This is a genomic window from Streptomyces sp. NPDC086989, from assembly GCF_044745505.1.
Classification (GTDB): domain Bacteria; phylum Actinomycetota; class Actinomycetes; order Streptomycetales; family Streptomycetaceae; genus Streptomyces.
The window spans coordinates 386139-401615 of the sequence record NZ_JBIVAL010000005.1 but is presented as its reverse complement, the minus strand read 5'-3'; the positions used below and the strand labels follow the sequence as shown (position 1 = coordinate 401615).

Below are 15477 nucleotides of genomic sequence, written 5' to 3'. Positions count from 1 at the left end.
CCGCGCCGCGCCGCGGCAGGAGCCCCAGGGGGCGGCCCTCAGCCGAGCCGCCACTGCTGGGCCCTGCTCCCCGAGACGCAGGTGACCACCGTCAGCTGGTTCCCCACGCCGTTGTCCGTCAGGCAACCGCCCTGGAACGAGATGTCCTTGATGTAGTAGGCGCCCGACGAGGGGGCCGGCTCCAGGTTCCACCACACGTCACCGGCGAACTGGCCGGCGAGTTCGACGCGCACCGTGTCCCCGAACTGCGTCAGCGCCCGCGACATCGCGATACCGGAGGGACCGCAGGTCCTGAAGCTGTCGTAGCTGCTCTTCTCGTGCAGCCACCCGAACGCCGTGGTGCCGCCCATGACCACCTTGGCGCCGCCCTGCGGGGCCGCGCTGCCCAGGCCGATCCTGAGCCCGTCGCCGACGTTGGTGATGGCGCCCCAGCCGGCTCCGCCGCAGCCCTTCGGCGGGGTGGAGCCGTCATTGCCCGAGCCGCCGTTGCCCGAGCCCGCGTTGCCCGAACCACCGTTGCCCGAGCCGCCGTTGCCCGCGCCCCCCGGGGTCGAGCCCCCGCCTCCGGGCTTGGTCACACCGCCGGCGCCGCCGCTCGGACCCGTACCGGGCTGAGTCCCGCCGTTGCCGGCGCCCCCGGCGGCCGCCGCGGGGTCCGGCACCGGTGCCGCGCCGCCGACGCCGCCGCCCGCGGCCCCGCCTCCCTGTGCGGCCGGATCCCCGCCGGGCTGCTGGGGCCCGGCACCGGGCGTCCCGGCCCCCGCGCTCGCCGGGGGACCCGCCCCGGGGCTCTGGACCGCGCCGCCGGACACCGGGGTGGACACGGAGGCGGACGGCCGGACCGGGCCGCCCGCATCGGTCCGCCGGGCTCCGGGGTCGATGGCGAAGACGGTGACCGCCACCGAGACCGTGATCGTGACGGTGACGCCGATCGCGAGCGGCGCGGAGATCCGTGCGGGGATGCGCAGCCGGTCCCGCCAGGTCCGCCGCAGCTCGGCGCCCGCCTCCGGATCCGGGCCGGTCGGGGCGAGGACCGGGCCGGCCGGCGCGTCGAGCTCGCCGAGCGGCCGGCCGGCCGCCGCGCGCCGCGCCGCCGCGGCCATCACCGAGGCGTCGGCGTACCGTTCCTCGGGCCGCTTGGCCAGCGCCCTGGCGACGAAGGCGCGCACCGGTTCCGGGAACTCGGCGGGGAGGTCCGGCACGGGCTCCCGGATGTGCTTGAGGGCGATCTCCACCACCGATTCGCCGGTGAACGGCGGCTCTCCGGTGAGCAGTTCGTAGCAGACCACCCCCATCGAGTACAGGTCGGACCCGGCGACGGCGCCGAGCCCCTCCGCCTGCTCGGGGGCCATGTAGAGCGCCGTGCCCAGGACGGCGTGCGAGTCGGTGATGCCGGTGCTGGCCGCGCTGGAGCGGGCGATGCCGAAATCGGTGACGGTGACCCGGCCGTCGTCGCCGAGCATCAGGTTCGACGGCTTGATGTCGCGGTGCGTGACCCCCTGGAGGTGCGCGGCGTGCAGCGCGTCCAGGGCCTGCCCGGCGATGTCGAGGGCCTGCTCGACGGGGAGGGGGCCGTTCTGCGCCCGGACCTCGCTCAGCGTCCGCCCCTCGACGAGCTCCATGACGATGTACGCGACCTGCTCACCGGAGTCGATCCGGCTCTCGCCGTAGTCGTGCACGTCGACGATGCCCGGGTGGCTGAGCGAGGCGAGGACCGTGGCCTCGCGGCGGAACCGCGCCGCGAACGACAGGTCGTCGAGCAGCGCGGGCAGCAGCACCTTCACCGCGACCTGTCGCCGCAGCACGTCGTCGTCCGCCCGCCAGACCTCGCCCATGCCGCCACCGCCGATCCGCTCGGCCAGTGCGTACCGGTCCCCGAGGACCGTCCCCCGCCCCCACATAACTGCCCCTCGCCGTCCGGTATATCGGTGGTCAGCCAAATTCCGTCTGGCAGAGGATACTTGGGGACCCCCGGCCTGCCTCGGGGCCCTCGTGGTGCGCGTCTAGAGGCGGTCCTGCGCGGCAGCCCAGTTCAGCCGGCCCGCATGGATCAGCCTGAGCTGGCGGCGCGCGGTGCGCGTGACCGCCGCCCGCTCCGCGTCGTCCGCACCGGCGGCCAGGTACGCGGACACGGTCATCACCATGTGGTCGACGTACAGCCGCGCCAGCATGAGCAGGTCGTCCTCGCTCCAGCCCGCGCTCAGCGGATCGGCGCCGAGGCGCTCGGCCACCTCGACGGCGAACGCGTCCAGCTGGCCCGCCACCGCCTCGCGCACCCTGCGTACGCCGCCGTGCCGCTCGCGGACGATGAAGCGGATGTGCGCGGGGTAGTCCCGTACGAGTTCGGCCATCAGGTCCACCGTCGTGTCGATGCGCTGCGCCGCCTCGCCGGAGGCGGCGAGGGTGGAGCGGACGGCGGCGTGCAGGCTCTGCAGCGCCTCGTCGACCAGCGCGATCCCCAGTTCCTGGGTGTCGCGGAAGTGCCGGTAGAAGGCGGTGGGGGTGACTCCGGCGACCCGGGTCACCTCGCGCAGTCCGAGGCTGCCCAGGTTCTGCTCCTCCAGCAGTGACAGGGCTGCGTCCAGCAAGGCCCTGCGGGTTTTGTGACGTTGGGCCTGGCGTGCCCCGATGGTCTCACTCATGACGAAAAGTCAACCCCCGATTCCCCTTATTCGCTCGCTTACATTTAGACTGAGCAGTCAGTGCACAACTGTCTCCTGTTTTGGAGGAAGCACGATGCTCTTCCTGATAGCGGCCCTCATGCTGATGGGGATCGCCCTCGGAACGGTGGCCCACGTCCCCGTCTCCGTGTCCATCGCCGCCACCGCCGCGATCGCCTGCTGGCTGCTGGTCTTCGCGGTCCGCGAGCGCGGCGCCCGCCACCACCGGCCGGCCGGCCGACGGGAGGGATGACCGTGAACGCCCCCGACACCACGCTCGGCGCCCGCGCGGCCAGGGCCGCGGCGAAGCCCGAGGCCGAGCCCCCGACCGCGCCCGGCGGCAAGCTCCGATCCACGCCCGCCGTCCGTCAGGCCGACGGGATGGCGGTGGCCTCCTTCGTGTTCGGCCTGGTGGGCCTCCTCGCGCTGAACCTGCTCCTCGGCCCGGCGTCGATCGTCCTCGCCTCCCTCGCACTGCGTCGCGGTACCACGCGACCCGGCCGCGCCCGGCTCGGTCTCGCCCTGGGCGTCGCGGACCTCGTCGTCCTCGCCTGGCTGGTCAGCGCGGACCAGACCTGGTCGTGGAGCATCGGCTGACCGCCGGACCCGCCGGCCCGCCCGCCCGCCCCGCTACGGCAGCGGGGCTCCGCGGGCGGTGAGCCACAGGTCGTACCACTCCTCGTGGGTCAGCTCGGGTTCGCGCAGCGCGGCGTCGCGGCAGGCCCGGATGCGCTCGGGGCGCCCGCTCCCGACGACGGGGTCGATCCGGGCCGGATGGCGCTGCAGCCACCACAGCAGGACCGTCTCGGGCGTCGTGCCCTTCGCCTCGGCCAGTTCCCGGACGAGGCGCGCCGTAGCGTGCTCGGCGGGACTCTCCTGCGCCCCGGTGAAACGGCCCTGCGCCAGCGCGCCCCAGGCCTGGAGGCGGACGCCGTTGTCCAGGCAGTACTCGACGGTCCCGGACGGGAAACCGCCCGCCGCCGCGGCGGCCGTGTTCACGAGCACGCCGTCTTCCAGCCAGTCCCGCCGGTCCAGGCTCATCTCCAGCTGGTTGGCGACCAGCGGGAAGTCGAGGTGGCGCTGGAGACGGGTGATCTGGGCGGCGTTCATGTTCGACACGCCGAACCGGCGGACCAGCCCCTGCTCGCGCAGCGCGGTCAGCGCCGCCGCGATGTCCTGCGGGTCGGCCAGCGGATCGGGCCGGTGCAGGAGCAGGACGTCGACGGCGTCGGTGCGCAGGCGGCCGAGGCTCTCCTCGACCCGCCGCACGATGGTGGTGCCCCGCAGGTCGTAGATGCCGGGCCGGTCGCCGTCGGGCAGCCGGATCCCGCACTTCGTCTGGACCACGATCCGCTCGCGCAGGCCCGGGGTACGGGCCAGGACCTCCCCGAAGACGGCCTCCGCCTTGCCGCGGCGGTAGATGTCGGCATGGTCGAAGGTGTCGATGCCGCTCTCCAGCGCCGCCATGATCGCCGCCTCGGCCGCGTCGATGTCGGCGGGGCCGTACGCATCGGTGTCCCAGCTGCCGCCGAGTGCCATGCAGCCGTACAGCAGCCGGGGGCCGTCCTTCTCCGGTGGTGTGATCGCCATGCGGCCACCCTACGAGGCCGTGGCGCGCCCCCGTACCAGGGCTCCGGACAGGGGTGTCCGGGCCGCCGGCTTCGTGGCGGGCCGGGGGCGCGGAGCCTCCACGGGCTTCTTCTGCGGCGGGGGCGTCCTCGGCGGGTAGGAGGGCGGCACCTTCGGTCCGCTCGCACGGGTCGGCATCGTCGTCATGCGACCACGCTACGGGTACGGGGCCGCTCCGGGGCCCCGGTCCGCCCCGCCGGGTCCGCCCTCAGGGTCCGTCGTCCGCCGCGGGAGTGCGGGAACCCACCGCCACCGCGCGGGCGGCGCGGCGGTGGTGGGCCGGGGGCGATGCCGCGCGCGGTCGTTACGGCGCCATCTCGTACGTTCCGGACAGCGCCTCGACACGGTCCCAGACCCGGGCCGAGCGGGCTTCGTCGACGACCGGACGGCGGACCGCGCCGAGCGCCCAGACCTGCTGCTCCTCGGTGGCGGAGTCCTTTCCGTGCAGCTCGACGGCGTGCGCGGAGAAGTCCCGTACGAGGACGGCGAACAGCTCGTCCAGCACGTCCTCGTCGAGGCCGGTCAGCCGCGCCTGCTCCAGGATGAGCTGGCCGTGGACGACGAGCGCGAAGAGCTGGCCGACGGCGAGCAGCAGGTCGAGGTCGCGGCTCTGCTCCTCGTCGGGGGCGGCGGTGGTGACGAACTCGCAGAGTGCGTCGGCCTGTTCGCGGAACCGGGCGACGTTGGGCACGGCCGCGTACGTGTCGAAGGCGGGGCGCCAGTCGTGGAAGCGGACGGAGCCCAGGCCGCGGGCCGGGCCCTGCCGGAAGAGGAAGTCGTCGTCGGCCGCGTCGAGGCGGGTCGGGACGGCGGGGTACTCCACCGGGTCCAGCAGGTGGTTGCGCATGAACTTGAGGATCAGGGCGAGGTTGACGTGGACGGTGCCCTCCAGCTTGGGCAGCCCGCGGATCTCGACGGCGGCCTGGGCGAAGTAGTTGTCCTTCTCGAATCCCTTGGCCGCGATGACGTCCCACATCAGGTCGATGACCTTCTCGCCCTCGGTGGTCACCTTCATCTTCGTCATCGGGTTGAAGAGCAGGTAGCGGCGGTCGTCGGGGCCGGCGGTGCGGAAGTAGTCGACGGCGCGGTCGCTGAACAGCTTCATGCCGACGAGGCGTACGTACGCGTCGGCCAGCTCGCGGCGCACGTGCGGGAAGGCGGTGACGGGGCGGCCGTAGAGGATGCGGTTCTGCGCGTGGGTGACGGCCTCGTACATCGCGTGCTCGCAGATGCCGATGGAGGCGGTGCAGAGGTTGAACTTGCCGACGTTGACGGTGTTCAGGGCGGCGTCGAAGGCGGCGCGGCCGGTGTGCAGGACGTCCTCGGCACCGACCGGGTAGTCCTCCAGGCGGAACTCGCTGACGTACTTCGAGGAGTCGACGACGTTCTTCACCAGGTGGTACGCCGGGTGGCGGCTGTCGGCGGCGAAGAACACGTACGCGTCCGGGCCCTCCATGTCGGTACGGCGGCCGAACACGGAGACGAGGCCGGCCGCGTTGCCGTTGCCGATGTAGTACTTGGAGCCGGTGGCCCGGAAGCCGCCGTTGCCGTCGGGCTCCAGCAGCATGTCGGTGGAGTAGATGTCGGCGCCGTGCGTCTTCTCGGACAGGCCGAACGCGAACACCTCGCCCTGGGAGAGGAGTTCGGCCGCGCGGGCGCGGGCGGCGGCGTTGTCGCTCTGCCAGACCGGTCCGAGTCCGAGGATGGTCACCTGCCACGCGTACCAGTAGTCGAGGCCGTAGAACCCGAAGATCTCGTTGAGGGCGGCGATCCGGGCGGTGTCCCACCGCTTGTCCGGCTGCCCGTCGGCGGCCGTGGCCGGGGTGAGGAAGGTGGCGAACAGGCCTTCCTTGGCGGCGAAGGCGAGGAAGTCGCCCAGCCAGGCGCGGCTGCGGTAGTCCTCGATCAGCCGGCGCTTGCCGCGCTCCTCGAACCAGTCGACGGTGGCGCGCAGCAGCCTGCGGGTCTCGGGGTCGAAGTGCTGCGGGTCGTAGGTGCGCGGGTTGAACAGGAGGGAGTCGGCCATCGGGGTTCGCCTTCCGGGGTCGGGGGTCGGGGGGTGAAGCGCTGGTGCTGCTGCGGGTGGGGGGAGCGGCTCAGCCGGCCGGGCGGGGCGGCGCGCCGAGTCGGTGGACGGTGGCGAGGACGTCGTCGAGCCAGGCGATGGTCATCCGCTCGTACGCGATGCCGCCGCGGAGCACGACGTGCTGCAACTCCTGGCCGGCGTCGAGCGGTGCGGGGGCCCCGGGCCCGGTGAAGTCGCGCAGCTCACCGGCGAGGTAGTGCGCGAGCCGGTCGCTGTGCACCCGGCGGTGCCGCTCGACCTCGCGGACCAGCGCGGCCGGGTCGTCGAAGGCCGCGCCGCGGATCTTGACGGCGAGGTCGTGGCGCAGGCTCTCGGGTTCGATCGGCTCGTGCAGCCACCGGGAGAGCGCGGCGCGGCCCGGGTCGGCGACGGAGTACTCCTTCTTGTCCGGCCGGCCCTGCTGTGCCACCTCGCGGACGGCGAGCATGCCCTCGCTCTCCATGCGCTTGAGGACGCGGTAGATCTGCTGATGGGTGGCGGTCCAGAAATAACCGATGGACCGGTCGAAGCGCCGGGCGAGCTCATAGCCTGAACCCGGCTGCTCCAGCAGCGAGACGAGGATCGCGTGTTCGAGCGCCATACCCCGATCTTTCTATGCAACTCGTTGCATAGACAAGCCGCAGCGCCCGGTTGAGACGCGGCTCACCCCGGCCCGGCGAAGACGCGGTCATCCGAAAGCGGGTCCGAGTTGTCACGCGATGAGCGGACTCGAGGGGATCTACCACCCTCCGCCCGGCCCCCACGCTCTAGCGTGGCCCGTACACCGACCCGCCGGTGCCGGGCGGACGCCACCGCCCCGCCGCCGGGCCCGACAGCTGCCCGAGGAACCACGGTTGACAGGTCGCAGGACGACGGACGGACCGCCCAGACGCGCCCTGCCGCGCACGCGCTACTGGTTCGACAGCGTCATCGCCCGCGGGACCCCGGTGCTGATCGGCTGGCTCACCCTGGTCTGCCTGGCCGTGGTGGTGCCGGCCAGCATGGCGCTGGTGTGGGCCGACCGCCGGGTGCCGCGCACCTGGTCGGGGCGGCTCGCGGCCGTCTGGGCCACCGTCGGGCAGACCCTGAAGATCGGCGGCGCGGTCGGCAGCCCGCTGTACATCCTGATCTCGGTGCTGCTGGCCCTCGTGGCGCTGCTGTTCGTCTCCACCCTCGTCGGCCTGATCACCAGTGGGCTCAACGACAAGGTCCTGGCCCTGCGGCGCGGCCGGTCCACCGTTCTGGAGGAGCGGCACACCGTCCTGCTGGGCTGGTCCGAGCAGGTCTTCCCGATCGTGTCCGAGCTGGTCGTCGCCAACTCCAACCGGCGCAGGGCGGTCGTCGCCGTCCTCGGCCCGAAGGACAAGGCGGAGATGGAGGACGAGATCGCCCTCGCCGTCGGCCCGCTGGGCCGCACCCGGCTGATCTGCCGCAGCGGTGTGACGACGGACCCGGCCGTGGTCGCGCTCGTCGGTCCCGAGACGGCGCGCGCGGTCCTGGTTCTCACCCACGGGGGCGAGGACGGTGACGCGCAGGTGGTGAAGACCCTGCTCGCCCTGGAGGCCGCGGTCCGCCGGAGGGGCCGCCCCGAGGTCGTCGCCGCGGTCCGCGACGGGCGCCACCACCGGGCGGCGCAACTCGCCGCCGGTCCGCGGGGCCGGGTGCTGAACGTCGAGGACGTCACCGCCCGCCTCATCGCCCAGACTTCGCGCCAGCCCGGCCTGTCCCTCGTCCACCAGGAACTGCTGGACTTCGAGGGGGACGAGTTCTACACGGTCCGCGAGCCCGCCCTGACCGGCCGCGCCTTCGGCCGGCTGCTCCTCGCGTACGCCACGTCGTCCGTCGTCGGCATCGTGCCCGCGGGAGGCGGCGTCGAGCTCAACCCGGCGCAGGACCGGATCCTGGGGGCCGACGACCGGATCCTCCTCGTGACCGGGGACGACGACACCGCGGTGCTCGCGGACGGGCCGCTGCCCGTGGACGAGGAGGCGATCACGGCCCCGGGCGGGTCCGCGCCGCCCGCCGAGCGTTTCCTCGTACTCGGCTGGAACCGCCGCGCTCCGCTGATCATCGACCAGCTGGAACCGTGCGTCCCCGAAGGGTCGGAGCTCGTGGTCATGGCGAGCGGCGAGGAGGCGCTGCGGGACGCCGGACGGTGCGCGAGGTCGCGTACGGGCCGGATGCGGATCACGCTGCACGACGGGGACATCACCGATCCGCGGGATCTCGACGCCCTCGACGTGCCGTCGTTCGACCGGGCCGTCGTCCTCGGCTACGACGACGCGGACCGCACCGCCCCCGGCGCGCTGACCGGTGACGACCGGACCCTGGTGACCCTGCTCCACCTGCGCGCCCTGGAGGAGGCCTCGGGCCGGGAACTGGCCGTGGTCACCGAAATGGCGGACGACCGCAACCGGTTGCTCGCACCGGCCCGGGAGGGCGGCGACTTCGTCGTCGGCGGACGGCTCATCAGCCTGCTGATGACGCAGATCGCGGAGAACCGCCACCTCGCCGACGTCTTCGACGCCCTGTTCTCGGCCGAGGGCGACTCGCTCCACCTGAAGCCCGCGACCCACTACGTGCTGCCGGGGCGGGAGGTCACCTTCGCCACCGTCGTGGAGTCCGGCCGCCGGCAGGGCCACAGCGTCCTCGGGTACCGGCTGTACGGGGACGCCCGGCACGGCCCCGCGTACGGGGTGCACATCAACCCGGACAAGCGGGAACGCGTGCGGTTCGGCGCGCAGGACTCGGTGATCGTGCTCGCGCGCGAACCTGTGGTCCGGGCTGCCTCCGCAGCCCCCTCCCTGTCGGAGGCCCTGCCGGCGGCCCTGCCCGAGCCGCCACCCGGCAGCAGGGCCGGCGGTGACTCGAAGACGACCGGAGCCCCGTGAGGGAGTACGAACACTTTACCCGCCGCTGATGGCATGCCCAGGTCAAATCTGCCAGGCTCTTCCGGCAGTCGTCGCCCTGACCCCAGGGGGACGCGGCACAGCAGATCTCACCCTGCGCACCGTGCAGACGGCGCGCACAGCCCGCGGCTGCCCTCCGGCGCACCCGAGCCGACCGGGCGGCCACCGAGCAGGCCGGAATCCCGGCCATCTCAAAGGAGTTCCGTGTGAGACCGACCCCCCACAAGGTCCGCGCCGCAAGCACATTCACCCTCGCCGCGCTGGCCGCCGCCGCCCTGTCCGTCACCCCGGCCGCGGCCACCCCGCACCGGGCGTCCTCGCCGGCCGCCGTCTGCACCCCGGCCCAGGTGGTCGCCAACGGCGGCTTCGAAAGCGGCACTTCTCCCTGGACCCAGTCGCAGAGCGGACTCATCACCAGCCGCGCGGGCCAGGCCGCCCACGGCGGCACCGCCTTCGCCTGGCTGAACGGTGTGGGCCGTACGCACACCGACACGCTCTCCCAGAGCGTCACGGTCCCGTCCGGCTGCTCCAGCGCCACCCTCACCTTCTGGCTGCACGTCGACACCGCCGAGACGACCTCGTCGACCAAGTACGACAAGCTCACGGCGAAGATCGGCAGCACGACGCTCGCCACGTACTCGAACCTCGACAAGAACACCGGCTACGTCCAGAAGTCCTTCGACGTGTCGGCCTTCGCCGGCCAGACGGTCGCCGTCGCGTTCACCGGGACCGAGGACTCCAGCCTCCAGACGAGCTTCGTCATCGACGACGTCGCGCTCGACACCGCCGGCGGCACCACGCCGCCCGGGGACTCCACCCGCACCCCGGCCGCACCCTCGTACGCCGTGAGCCTCAGCAGCAACACGAGCGGCACGGGCTGGACCGGCCACGAGAGCGCGACCTTCACCAACGCCTCGCCCACCGCCCTCACCGAGGTGTACCTGCGGCTGTGGGACAACTACCACGGCACCTGCTCCGCCATGCCGATCACGGTTTCCAACGTCACCGGCGGCACCGCGGGCGCCCTGTCCGTCGGCTGCACCGCCCTGAAGATCGACCTCCCGACGCCGCTGTCCCAGGGCCAGAGCGCCACGATCGGCTTCGACCTCGGGATCACCGTTCCCAGCGGCGCCGACCGCTTCGGCTACGACGGGGCCTTCAGCATGCTCGGCAACGCCCTGCCGGTCCTCGCGGTCCGGGACGGGGCGGGCTGGCACCTGGACCCGTACACCAACAACGGGGAGTCCTTCTACTCGCTGGCCTCCGACTTCCGCGTGACCCTCGACCACCCGAGCAGCCTGCTCGTCCCGGCCACCGGCGCCTCGGTGGACACCCCCGGCAGCAGCGGGCGTACGGTGACCACGGCCACCGCCATCGCGGTCCGGGACTTCGCCTGGGCGGCGGGGCCGTTCAGCAAGATCTCCGGCACCTCCGCGGCCGGCACCCCGATCAACATCTACTCCGTCTCCGGCATCAGTGCGGCGGACGCGCAGTCGATGCTCACCACCGCCAAGTCCGCCGTGGACGCCCACTCGGGCCGGTTCGGCGCCTACCCGTACGGCGAACTCGACGCCGTGATCGACAACAACTACTGGTTCGGCGGGATGGAGTACCCCGGGTTCGTCCTGGACCTGGTCAGCACCACCGCCCTCACCCACGAGATCGGCCACCAGTGGTGGTACGGCATCGTCGGCGACGACGAGTACGCGAGCCCCTGGCTCGACGAGGCGTTCACCGACTACGCCACCGACCTGGCCCTGAACAAGACCGGTGCGAACTGCTGGAACAGCGTCTCGTGGTCCTCGTCCGCCGAGAAGATCACCAACTCGATGGGCTACTGGGACGCCCACTCGTCCCGGTATTCCACCGTCGTCTACGGCTACGGCAAATGCGCCCTGCACGACCTGCGGCGCGTTCTCGGTGACACGGCCATGGCCAAACTCCTGAAGGACTACGCCGCTTCGCACTGGTACGGCGTCTCCACCACGGCCGAGTTCAAGGCGGCGGCCCAGGCCGCCACGACCACGGACCTGAGCTCGTTCTGGACGCAGCACCGCATCGACGGCTGACCCCCGCTCCCACCCGGCACCGCTTCGCCGCGGTGGACGCCTCCCCGCGTCCACCGCGGCGAACTCGTGTCCGGGCCCGAGTCGCACCCCGCCTTCCGCACCCTAGCCGTCACCTGTGACATGTGAAATATTACCTGCGCTTCGACCCAACTCCCCGAAAGGTGCGTCACGTTGCGCAGACTCTCCGCGGCGGTAGCGGCGATATCGCTCGCCCTCCTCGCCACCCCCGCGCTCGCCGCGCCCGCACCGCCGCCCTCGGCGGCGCAGCAGGCCCCCGAGCTCTCCCCCGCGCCGCCGGCCGCGCCGCTGGAGCTCCAGCGCCAGAGCCTGCGCCGGCAGGCCCTCGAAGGCGTCGCCGCGGGCACCACGCAGCCCGAGGCGGACGGCACGCTCCCGCGCCGGGCCACGGTCGGCAAGCGGTACGTCGAACTGGCGCAGGAGCGCAAGGACAAGGTCTTCGTGATCCTGGCCGAGTTCGGCGACCAGGTGGACACCACCACCGAGTACGAGGGCAAGCCCCGCTTCGGCGGCACGCCGGGCCCCCGCCACGACACCATCGCCAAGCCCGCCAGGACCGACAACCACACCCTGTGGCGCAAGGACTTCGACCAGGCCTACTACCAGCGGCAGTTCTTCGGCACCGACCCCGGCGCCGTCACGCTGCGCAACTACTACCGGCTGCAGTCCTCCGGCCGCTACGACATGGACGGCCAGGTCAGCGACTGGGTGCGGCTGCCGTGGAACGAGGCCCGCTACGGGACGGACAACTGCTCCGAGGCCGGCCAGTGCCGCACCAACTGGGACCTCGTGCGCGACGCGACCAACGCCTGATACCACTCCGAGCGCGCCAAGGGCCGGACCCCGGAGGAGATCAGGGCCCAGCTGGCCGAGTACGACGTGTGGGACCGGTACGACGCCGACCACGACGGCAACTTCGACGAGCCGGACGGCTATCTGGACCACCTCGTCATCGTCCACGCGGGCAAGGACCAGACCTGGGGCGGCGGCGACCAGGGCAAGGACGCCGTGTGGGCGCACCGCTGGTTCGCGTACTGGGACCAGGCGGGCAGCGCCGGCCCCGGGGACAACAAGGCGGGCGGCACACCGGTGGGCGATTCCGGCATCTGGGCCGGCGACTACCTGACCGGCGGCGAGAACAGCGGAGTCGGGCTGTTCGCCCACGAGTTCGGCCACGACCTGGGGCTGCCCGACCTGTACAGCTCGGACGGGGACAACGCCGTCAACTTCTGGTCGCTGATGTCCACGGCCTCCTACCTGGGCAAGGGGCGCAACACCACCGGTGACTTCCCCGGCGACCTCGATCCGTGGAGCAAGCTGCAACTGGGCTGGCTGGAGTACACGGAGGCCGACGCGGGGCGCAGGACGCGCGCCGTGCTGGGGGTGTCCGGCTACAACACCGATGATCCACAAGCCCTGTTGGTCCACCTGCCGCCGTCGGTGACCCGTACCGACCTGACCGACCCGTACGAGGGCGGCAGCCAGTGGTGGAGCGGCACCGGCGACCTGATGGACAACACCCTGACGCGGGCGGTCGATCTGACCGGGGCGCCCGCGGCCCGGCTGGACGCCCGCGTCTGGTACGACATCGAGAAGGACTTCGACTTCCTGACCGTGGAGGCCTCCACGGACGGCGGCACCACCTGGTCGGCCCTGCCGGGCACGGTCGGCGGCGTCGCCGTCCCGGCGAGGGGGATCTCGGGCTCGTCCGGCGGCTGGGCCGAACTCTCCGTGCCGCTGGACGGGTTCGCGGGGCGCGGGATCCAGCTGCGGCTGCGGGTGACCTCGGACGGCAACACGCACGGCAGGGGCGTCACGTTCGACGACATCCGGATCACGGCGGACGGGCGCGAGCTGCTGCACGACGGCGCCGAGCAGGGCGACCACGGCTGGACGGCGCAGCGCTGGTCGCGGACGGACGGACGGACCGGGAGCGCCCAGCACCCCCGGGCCTACCTGGTGGAGAACCGGCGTTACACCGGCTACGGGTCCTACCTCAAGACCGGTCCGTACAACTTCGGCGCGGGCAACGACACGGTGGAGTTCTACCCGTACCAGCAGGGCGTGCTCATCTGGCTCTGGGACACGGCGTACAGCGACAACACCACCAAGGCGCACCCGGGCGCGGGCCTGCTGCTGCCCGTCGACGCACGGCCCGAGCCGTTGCGGTACGCGGACGGCTCCCCGCTCAACGCCCGGGCGCAGACCTTCGACGCGACGTTCTCCACGCGTCCGAGCGACGAGATCGTGCTGCACAGGGCCGGCGTGCCGGTGCTGGTCCCGGCCCGGCCGGGCGTCCCGGTCTTCGACGACCACAAGGGCGGGTACTGGAACGCGGACCTGCCGCAGGTGGGCGTGAAGGTCCCGGACACCGGGACCCGGATCACGGTGGTGAAGGAGGCCTCCGGTGGCGCCCTGACCACGGTCCAGGTCAGCCCGTCCACCTGACCGCCGCCTCCGTTCTCCCGGCGCCCGCCCCGGCGCCGGGAGGACCGGGCGGCCAAGGGCCGTCCCGTGATCCCCGGCGGGCACGCGACGCCGGGGGTTGCGGGACGGCCTCAGGCAGTGACGGGCGCGAAGGGGCCGCTCGCGCCGAAGGCCAGTGCGGCGAAGCGGTCGGCGATGCGGCGGTGGGTGGCGGCGTCCGGGTGGAGCTGGTCGGGGAGCGGCAGTTCGGCGAAGTCCGCCTCGCCGTAGAGTTCACGGCCGTCGAGGTAGTACAGGTGGGGGTCCTCGGCCGCACGCTGCTTCACGATGCGGGACAGTTCGTCCCGGATGACGTTCAGCGTCAGCTTCCCGGCGGCGCGCTCCGCCGGGTCGCCCGCGGCGCGGAACTGGAGCTTCCCGGCGCTGAGGGTGCTGAAGTCCGGGGCGCTGGGTCCGGGGGTGTCCTCGTGGATGGGGCACAGCACGGACGACACCACGAGCAGGGGCGTGGTGGGGTGCCCCTCGCGGAGGGTGTCGAGGAAGCCGTGCACGGCCGGGGTGAAGGCGCGCAGCCGCATCAGGTCGGTGTTGACCAGGTTGATGCCGATCTTGACGCTGACGAGGTCGGCCGGGGTGTCGCGCATGGCCCGGGCGGTGAACGGGTCGAGCAGGGCGCTGCCCCCGAAGCCCATGTTGACCAGGTCCACGCCGCCGAGGGAGGCGGCGAGCGCCGGCCAGGTCGTGGAGGGACTGGCGGCGTCGGAGCCGTGGCTGACGGAGCTGCCGTGGTGCAGCCACACCCGGCGGCCGCCCCGCGGTGCGGGTTCGGCGGGGGCGTCGGTGCGCAGGGCGACGAGCTCGGTGATCTCGTTGTGCGGCAGCCAGATCTCGACGTCCTTGGGGCGGTCGGGCAGGCCCGCGAACCGTACGGTGCCGATCGGGCCGGGCCGGTTCTCCACGGACCCGGTGGTCATGTCGACCTCGCGGACGTTGCCCCCGGTCACCGAGGCCTGGCCGGCGAGGCGTCCGTCGACGATCAGGTCGTACACGCCGTCGGGTCGGGGCGGGGCGCCCACGTACGCCATCTTCGTGCGGAGCGTGTCGAGCTCGATGACGGTGGCCCGGGTCCGCAACGCCAGCCGTACGCCGGAGGGCTGGGACTGCGCCATGGCCAGCTGCCCGTCGGTGTTCTGCGCGCGGGCCCACGCCGGCAGCCGGTGCGGGAGCACACCGTGCTCGGTGCGCTCCAGGTCGAGCGCGCCGCGCAGGAGGTCCGCGGTGAGGGGCGTGGTGACGGTTGCGGCGCCGGGGCCGGCCGGGCCGGGTGTGGATGCATGCGGGTCGTTCATGCTCCCAGCCTGTCAACCGCACGCCGGATCCGCCCACCGGTTTACGGGCGGGACCCGCGCCTTCGGTCGGCGGCGCCCCCCACCCCGGCGGCGTGGCGCGCTACGGCCCTCCCGTGGGGAGTGCGGGAGGGCCGTGCGCCCGGGATGGTCCGGAGCAACACCATATGCACGGATACGAGGGGCGCGACAGGCATATGACAAAAGAAATGCGACTCACGTCGCGGGCGTCACCCTCGGGTGGGGGGGGCCCCCGCCCCGGGGGTTGGGGGGGCCCCCCCCCCCCCGGGGGGCCCCCCGGGCCGGCGGGGCCACAACCAGGGGGGGGGGAAGTTGTTAACACCGGGGGATGGG

At 72.9% G+C, this 15477-nt stretch carries 12 protein-coding genes and 1 pseudogene; 6 read left to right on the top strand and 7 right to left on the bottom strand.

The genetic code is table 11. The features are described from left to right. Positions 1–38: 38 nt before the first annotated feature. Both ACIPK4_RS14570 and ACIPK4_RS14565 read right to left on the bottom strand, forming a co-directional pair. On the bottom strand, positions 39–1901 hold the full coding sequence (locus ACIPK4_RS14570; protein ID WP_402312568.1) for a protein kinase: 1863 nt from the start codon (positions 1899–1901) through the stop codon (positions 39–41). Between the two features lie 102 nt (positions 1902–2003). Beyond that, on the bottom strand, positions 2004–2642 hold the full coding sequence (locus ACIPK4_RS14565; RefSeq protein WP_376204097.1) for a TetR family transcriptional regulator: 639 nt from the start codon (positions 2640–2642) through the stop codon (positions 2004–2006). Positions 2643–2736: 94 nt separating this feature from the next. Here ACIPK4_RS14565 and ACIPK4_RS14560 point away from each other — a divergent pair, with 94 nt between their 5' ends. Together ACIPK4_RS14560 and ACIPK4_RS14555 are read left to right on the top strand one after the other, a co-directional pair. After that, entirely contained in the window at positions 2737–2913 is a 177-nt protein-coding gene (locus tag ACIPK4_RS14560) for a hypothetical protein (protein WP_376204094.1), read from the top strand. Beyond that, positions 2910–3257, top strand: coding sequence for a hypothetical protein (locus ACIPK4_RS14555; RefSeq protein WP_402312566.1), 348 nt, complete (start codon positions 2910–2912; stop codon positions 3255–3257). Before ACIPK4_RS14560 ends, ACIPK4_RS14555 begins: the two co-directional genes overlap by 4 nt. A 33-nt stretch (positions 3258–3290) precedes the next feature. On the opposite strand, the gene ACIPK4_RS14550 is transcribed toward ACIPK4_RS14555, so the two are convergent. The 4 genes from ACIPK4_RS14550 to ACIPK4_RS14535 all read right to left on the bottom strand — a co-directional run bounded on the left by ACIPK4_RS14550 (position 3291) and on the right by ACIPK4_RS14535 (position 6955). Next, the gene (locus ACIPK4_RS14550) at positions 3291–4250 is read right to left on the bottom strand and encodes an aldo/keto reductase family oxidoreductase (RefSeq protein WP_402312563.1); all 960 of its coding nucleotides are present in this window, start codon (positions 4248–4250) and stop codon (positions 3291–3293) included. 9 nt (positions 4251–4259) lie between these two features. Beyond that, positions 4260–4436: a hypothetical protein gene (locus ACIPK4_RS14545; RefSeq protein ID WP_159044085.1), complete on the bottom strand. Its 177-nt coding sequence runs from the start codon at positions 4434–4436 to the stop codon at positions 4260–4262. Positions 4437–4593: 157 nt separating this feature from the next. After that, positions 4594–6315: an acyl-CoA dehydrogenase family protein gene (locus tag ACIPK4_RS14540; RefSeq protein ID WP_402312560.1), complete on the bottom strand. Its 1722-nt coding sequence runs from the start codon at positions 6313–6315 to the stop codon at positions 4594–4596. A gap of 70 nt (positions 6316–6385) precedes the next feature. Then, positions 6386–6955: a PadR family transcriptional regulator gene (locus ACIPK4_RS14535; RefSeq protein ID WP_402312557.1), complete on the bottom strand. Its 570-nt coding sequence runs from the start codon at positions 6953–6955 to the stop codon at positions 6386–6388. 253 nt (positions 6956–7208) lie between these two features. On the opposite strand from ACIPK4_RS14535, the gene ACIPK4_RS14530 reads away from it, so the two are divergent. The 4 genes and pseudogenes from ACIPK4_RS14530 (at position 7209) to ACIPK4_RS14515 (ending at position 13798) form a co-directional block, all read left to right on the top strand. Further along, on the top strand, positions 7209–9245 hold the full coding sequence (locus ACIPK4_RS14530; protein WP_402312555.1) for an NAD-binding lipoprotein: 2037 nt from the start codon (positions 7209–7211) through the stop codon (positions 9243–9245). A gap of 224 nt (positions 9246–9469) precedes the next feature. Further along, a complete protein-coding gene (locus ACIPK4_RS14525; RefSeq protein WP_402312552.1) occupies positions 9470–11332 on the top strand; it encodes a M1 family aminopeptidase in 1863 nt (620 codons plus the stop codon). 171 nt (positions 11333–11503) lie between these two features. Beyond that, positions 11504–13261 (top strand): annotated as a pseudogene (locus ACIPK4_RS14520) (immune inhibitor A domain-containing protein); the annotation flags it as partial. Positions 13262–13309: 48 nt separating this feature from the next. Next, on the top strand, positions 13310–13798 hold the full coding sequence (locus ACIPK4_RS14515; RefSeq protein ID WP_402312964.1) for a hypothetical protein: 489 nt from the start codon (positions 13310–13312) through the stop codon (positions 13796–13798). Between the two features lie 110 nt (positions 13799–13908). On the opposite strand, the gene ACIPK4_RS14510 is transcribed toward ACIPK4_RS14515, so the two are convergent. After that, on the bottom strand, positions 13909–15126 hold the full coding sequence (locus ACIPK4_RS14510) for a GDSL-type esterase/lipase family protein (protein ID WP_402312550.1): 1218 nt from the start codon (positions 15124–15126) through the stop codon (positions 13909–13911). Positions 15127–15477: the final 351 nt, after the last annotated feature.

Bases quoted from the DNA above. Each gene is read 5' to 3' on its own strand.
- ACIPK4_RS14570 (WP_402312568.1), bottom strand. From the start codon at position 1,901: ATGTGGGGGCGGGGGACGGTCCTCGGGGACCGGTACGCACTGGCCGAG.
- ACIPK4_RS14565 (WP_376204097.1), bottom strand. From the start codon at position 2,642: ATGAGTGAGACCATCGGGGCACGCCAGGCCCAACGTCACAAAACCCGC.
- ACIPK4_RS14560 (WP_376204094.1), top strand. From the start codon at position 2,737: ATGCTCTTCCTGATAGCGGCCCTCATGCTGATGGGGATCGCCCTCGGA.
- ACIPK4_RS14555 (WP_402312566.1), top strand. From the start codon at position 2,910: ATGACCGTGAACGCCCCCGACACCACGCTCGGCGCCCGCGCGGCCAGG.
- ACIPK4_RS14550 (WP_402312563.1), bottom strand. From the start codon at position 4,250: ATGGCGATCACACCACCGGAGAAGGACGGCCCCCGGCTGCTGTACGGC.
- ACIPK4_RS14545 (WP_159044085.1), bottom strand. From the start codon at position 4,436: ATGACGACGATGCCGACCCGTGCGAGCGGACCGAAGGTGCCGCCCTCC.
- ACIPK4_RS14540 (WP_402312560.1), bottom strand. From the start codon at position 6,315: ATGGCCGACTCCCTCCTGTTCAACCCGCGCACCTACGACCCGCAGCAC.
- ACIPK4_RS14535 (WP_402312557.1), bottom strand. From the start codon at position 6,955: ATGGCGCTCGAACACGCGATCCTCGTCTCGCTGCTGGAGCAGCCGGGT.
- ACIPK4_RS14510 (WP_402312550.1), bottom strand. From the start codon at position 15,126: ATGAACGACCCGCATGCATCCACACCCGGCCCGGCCGGCCCCGGCGCC.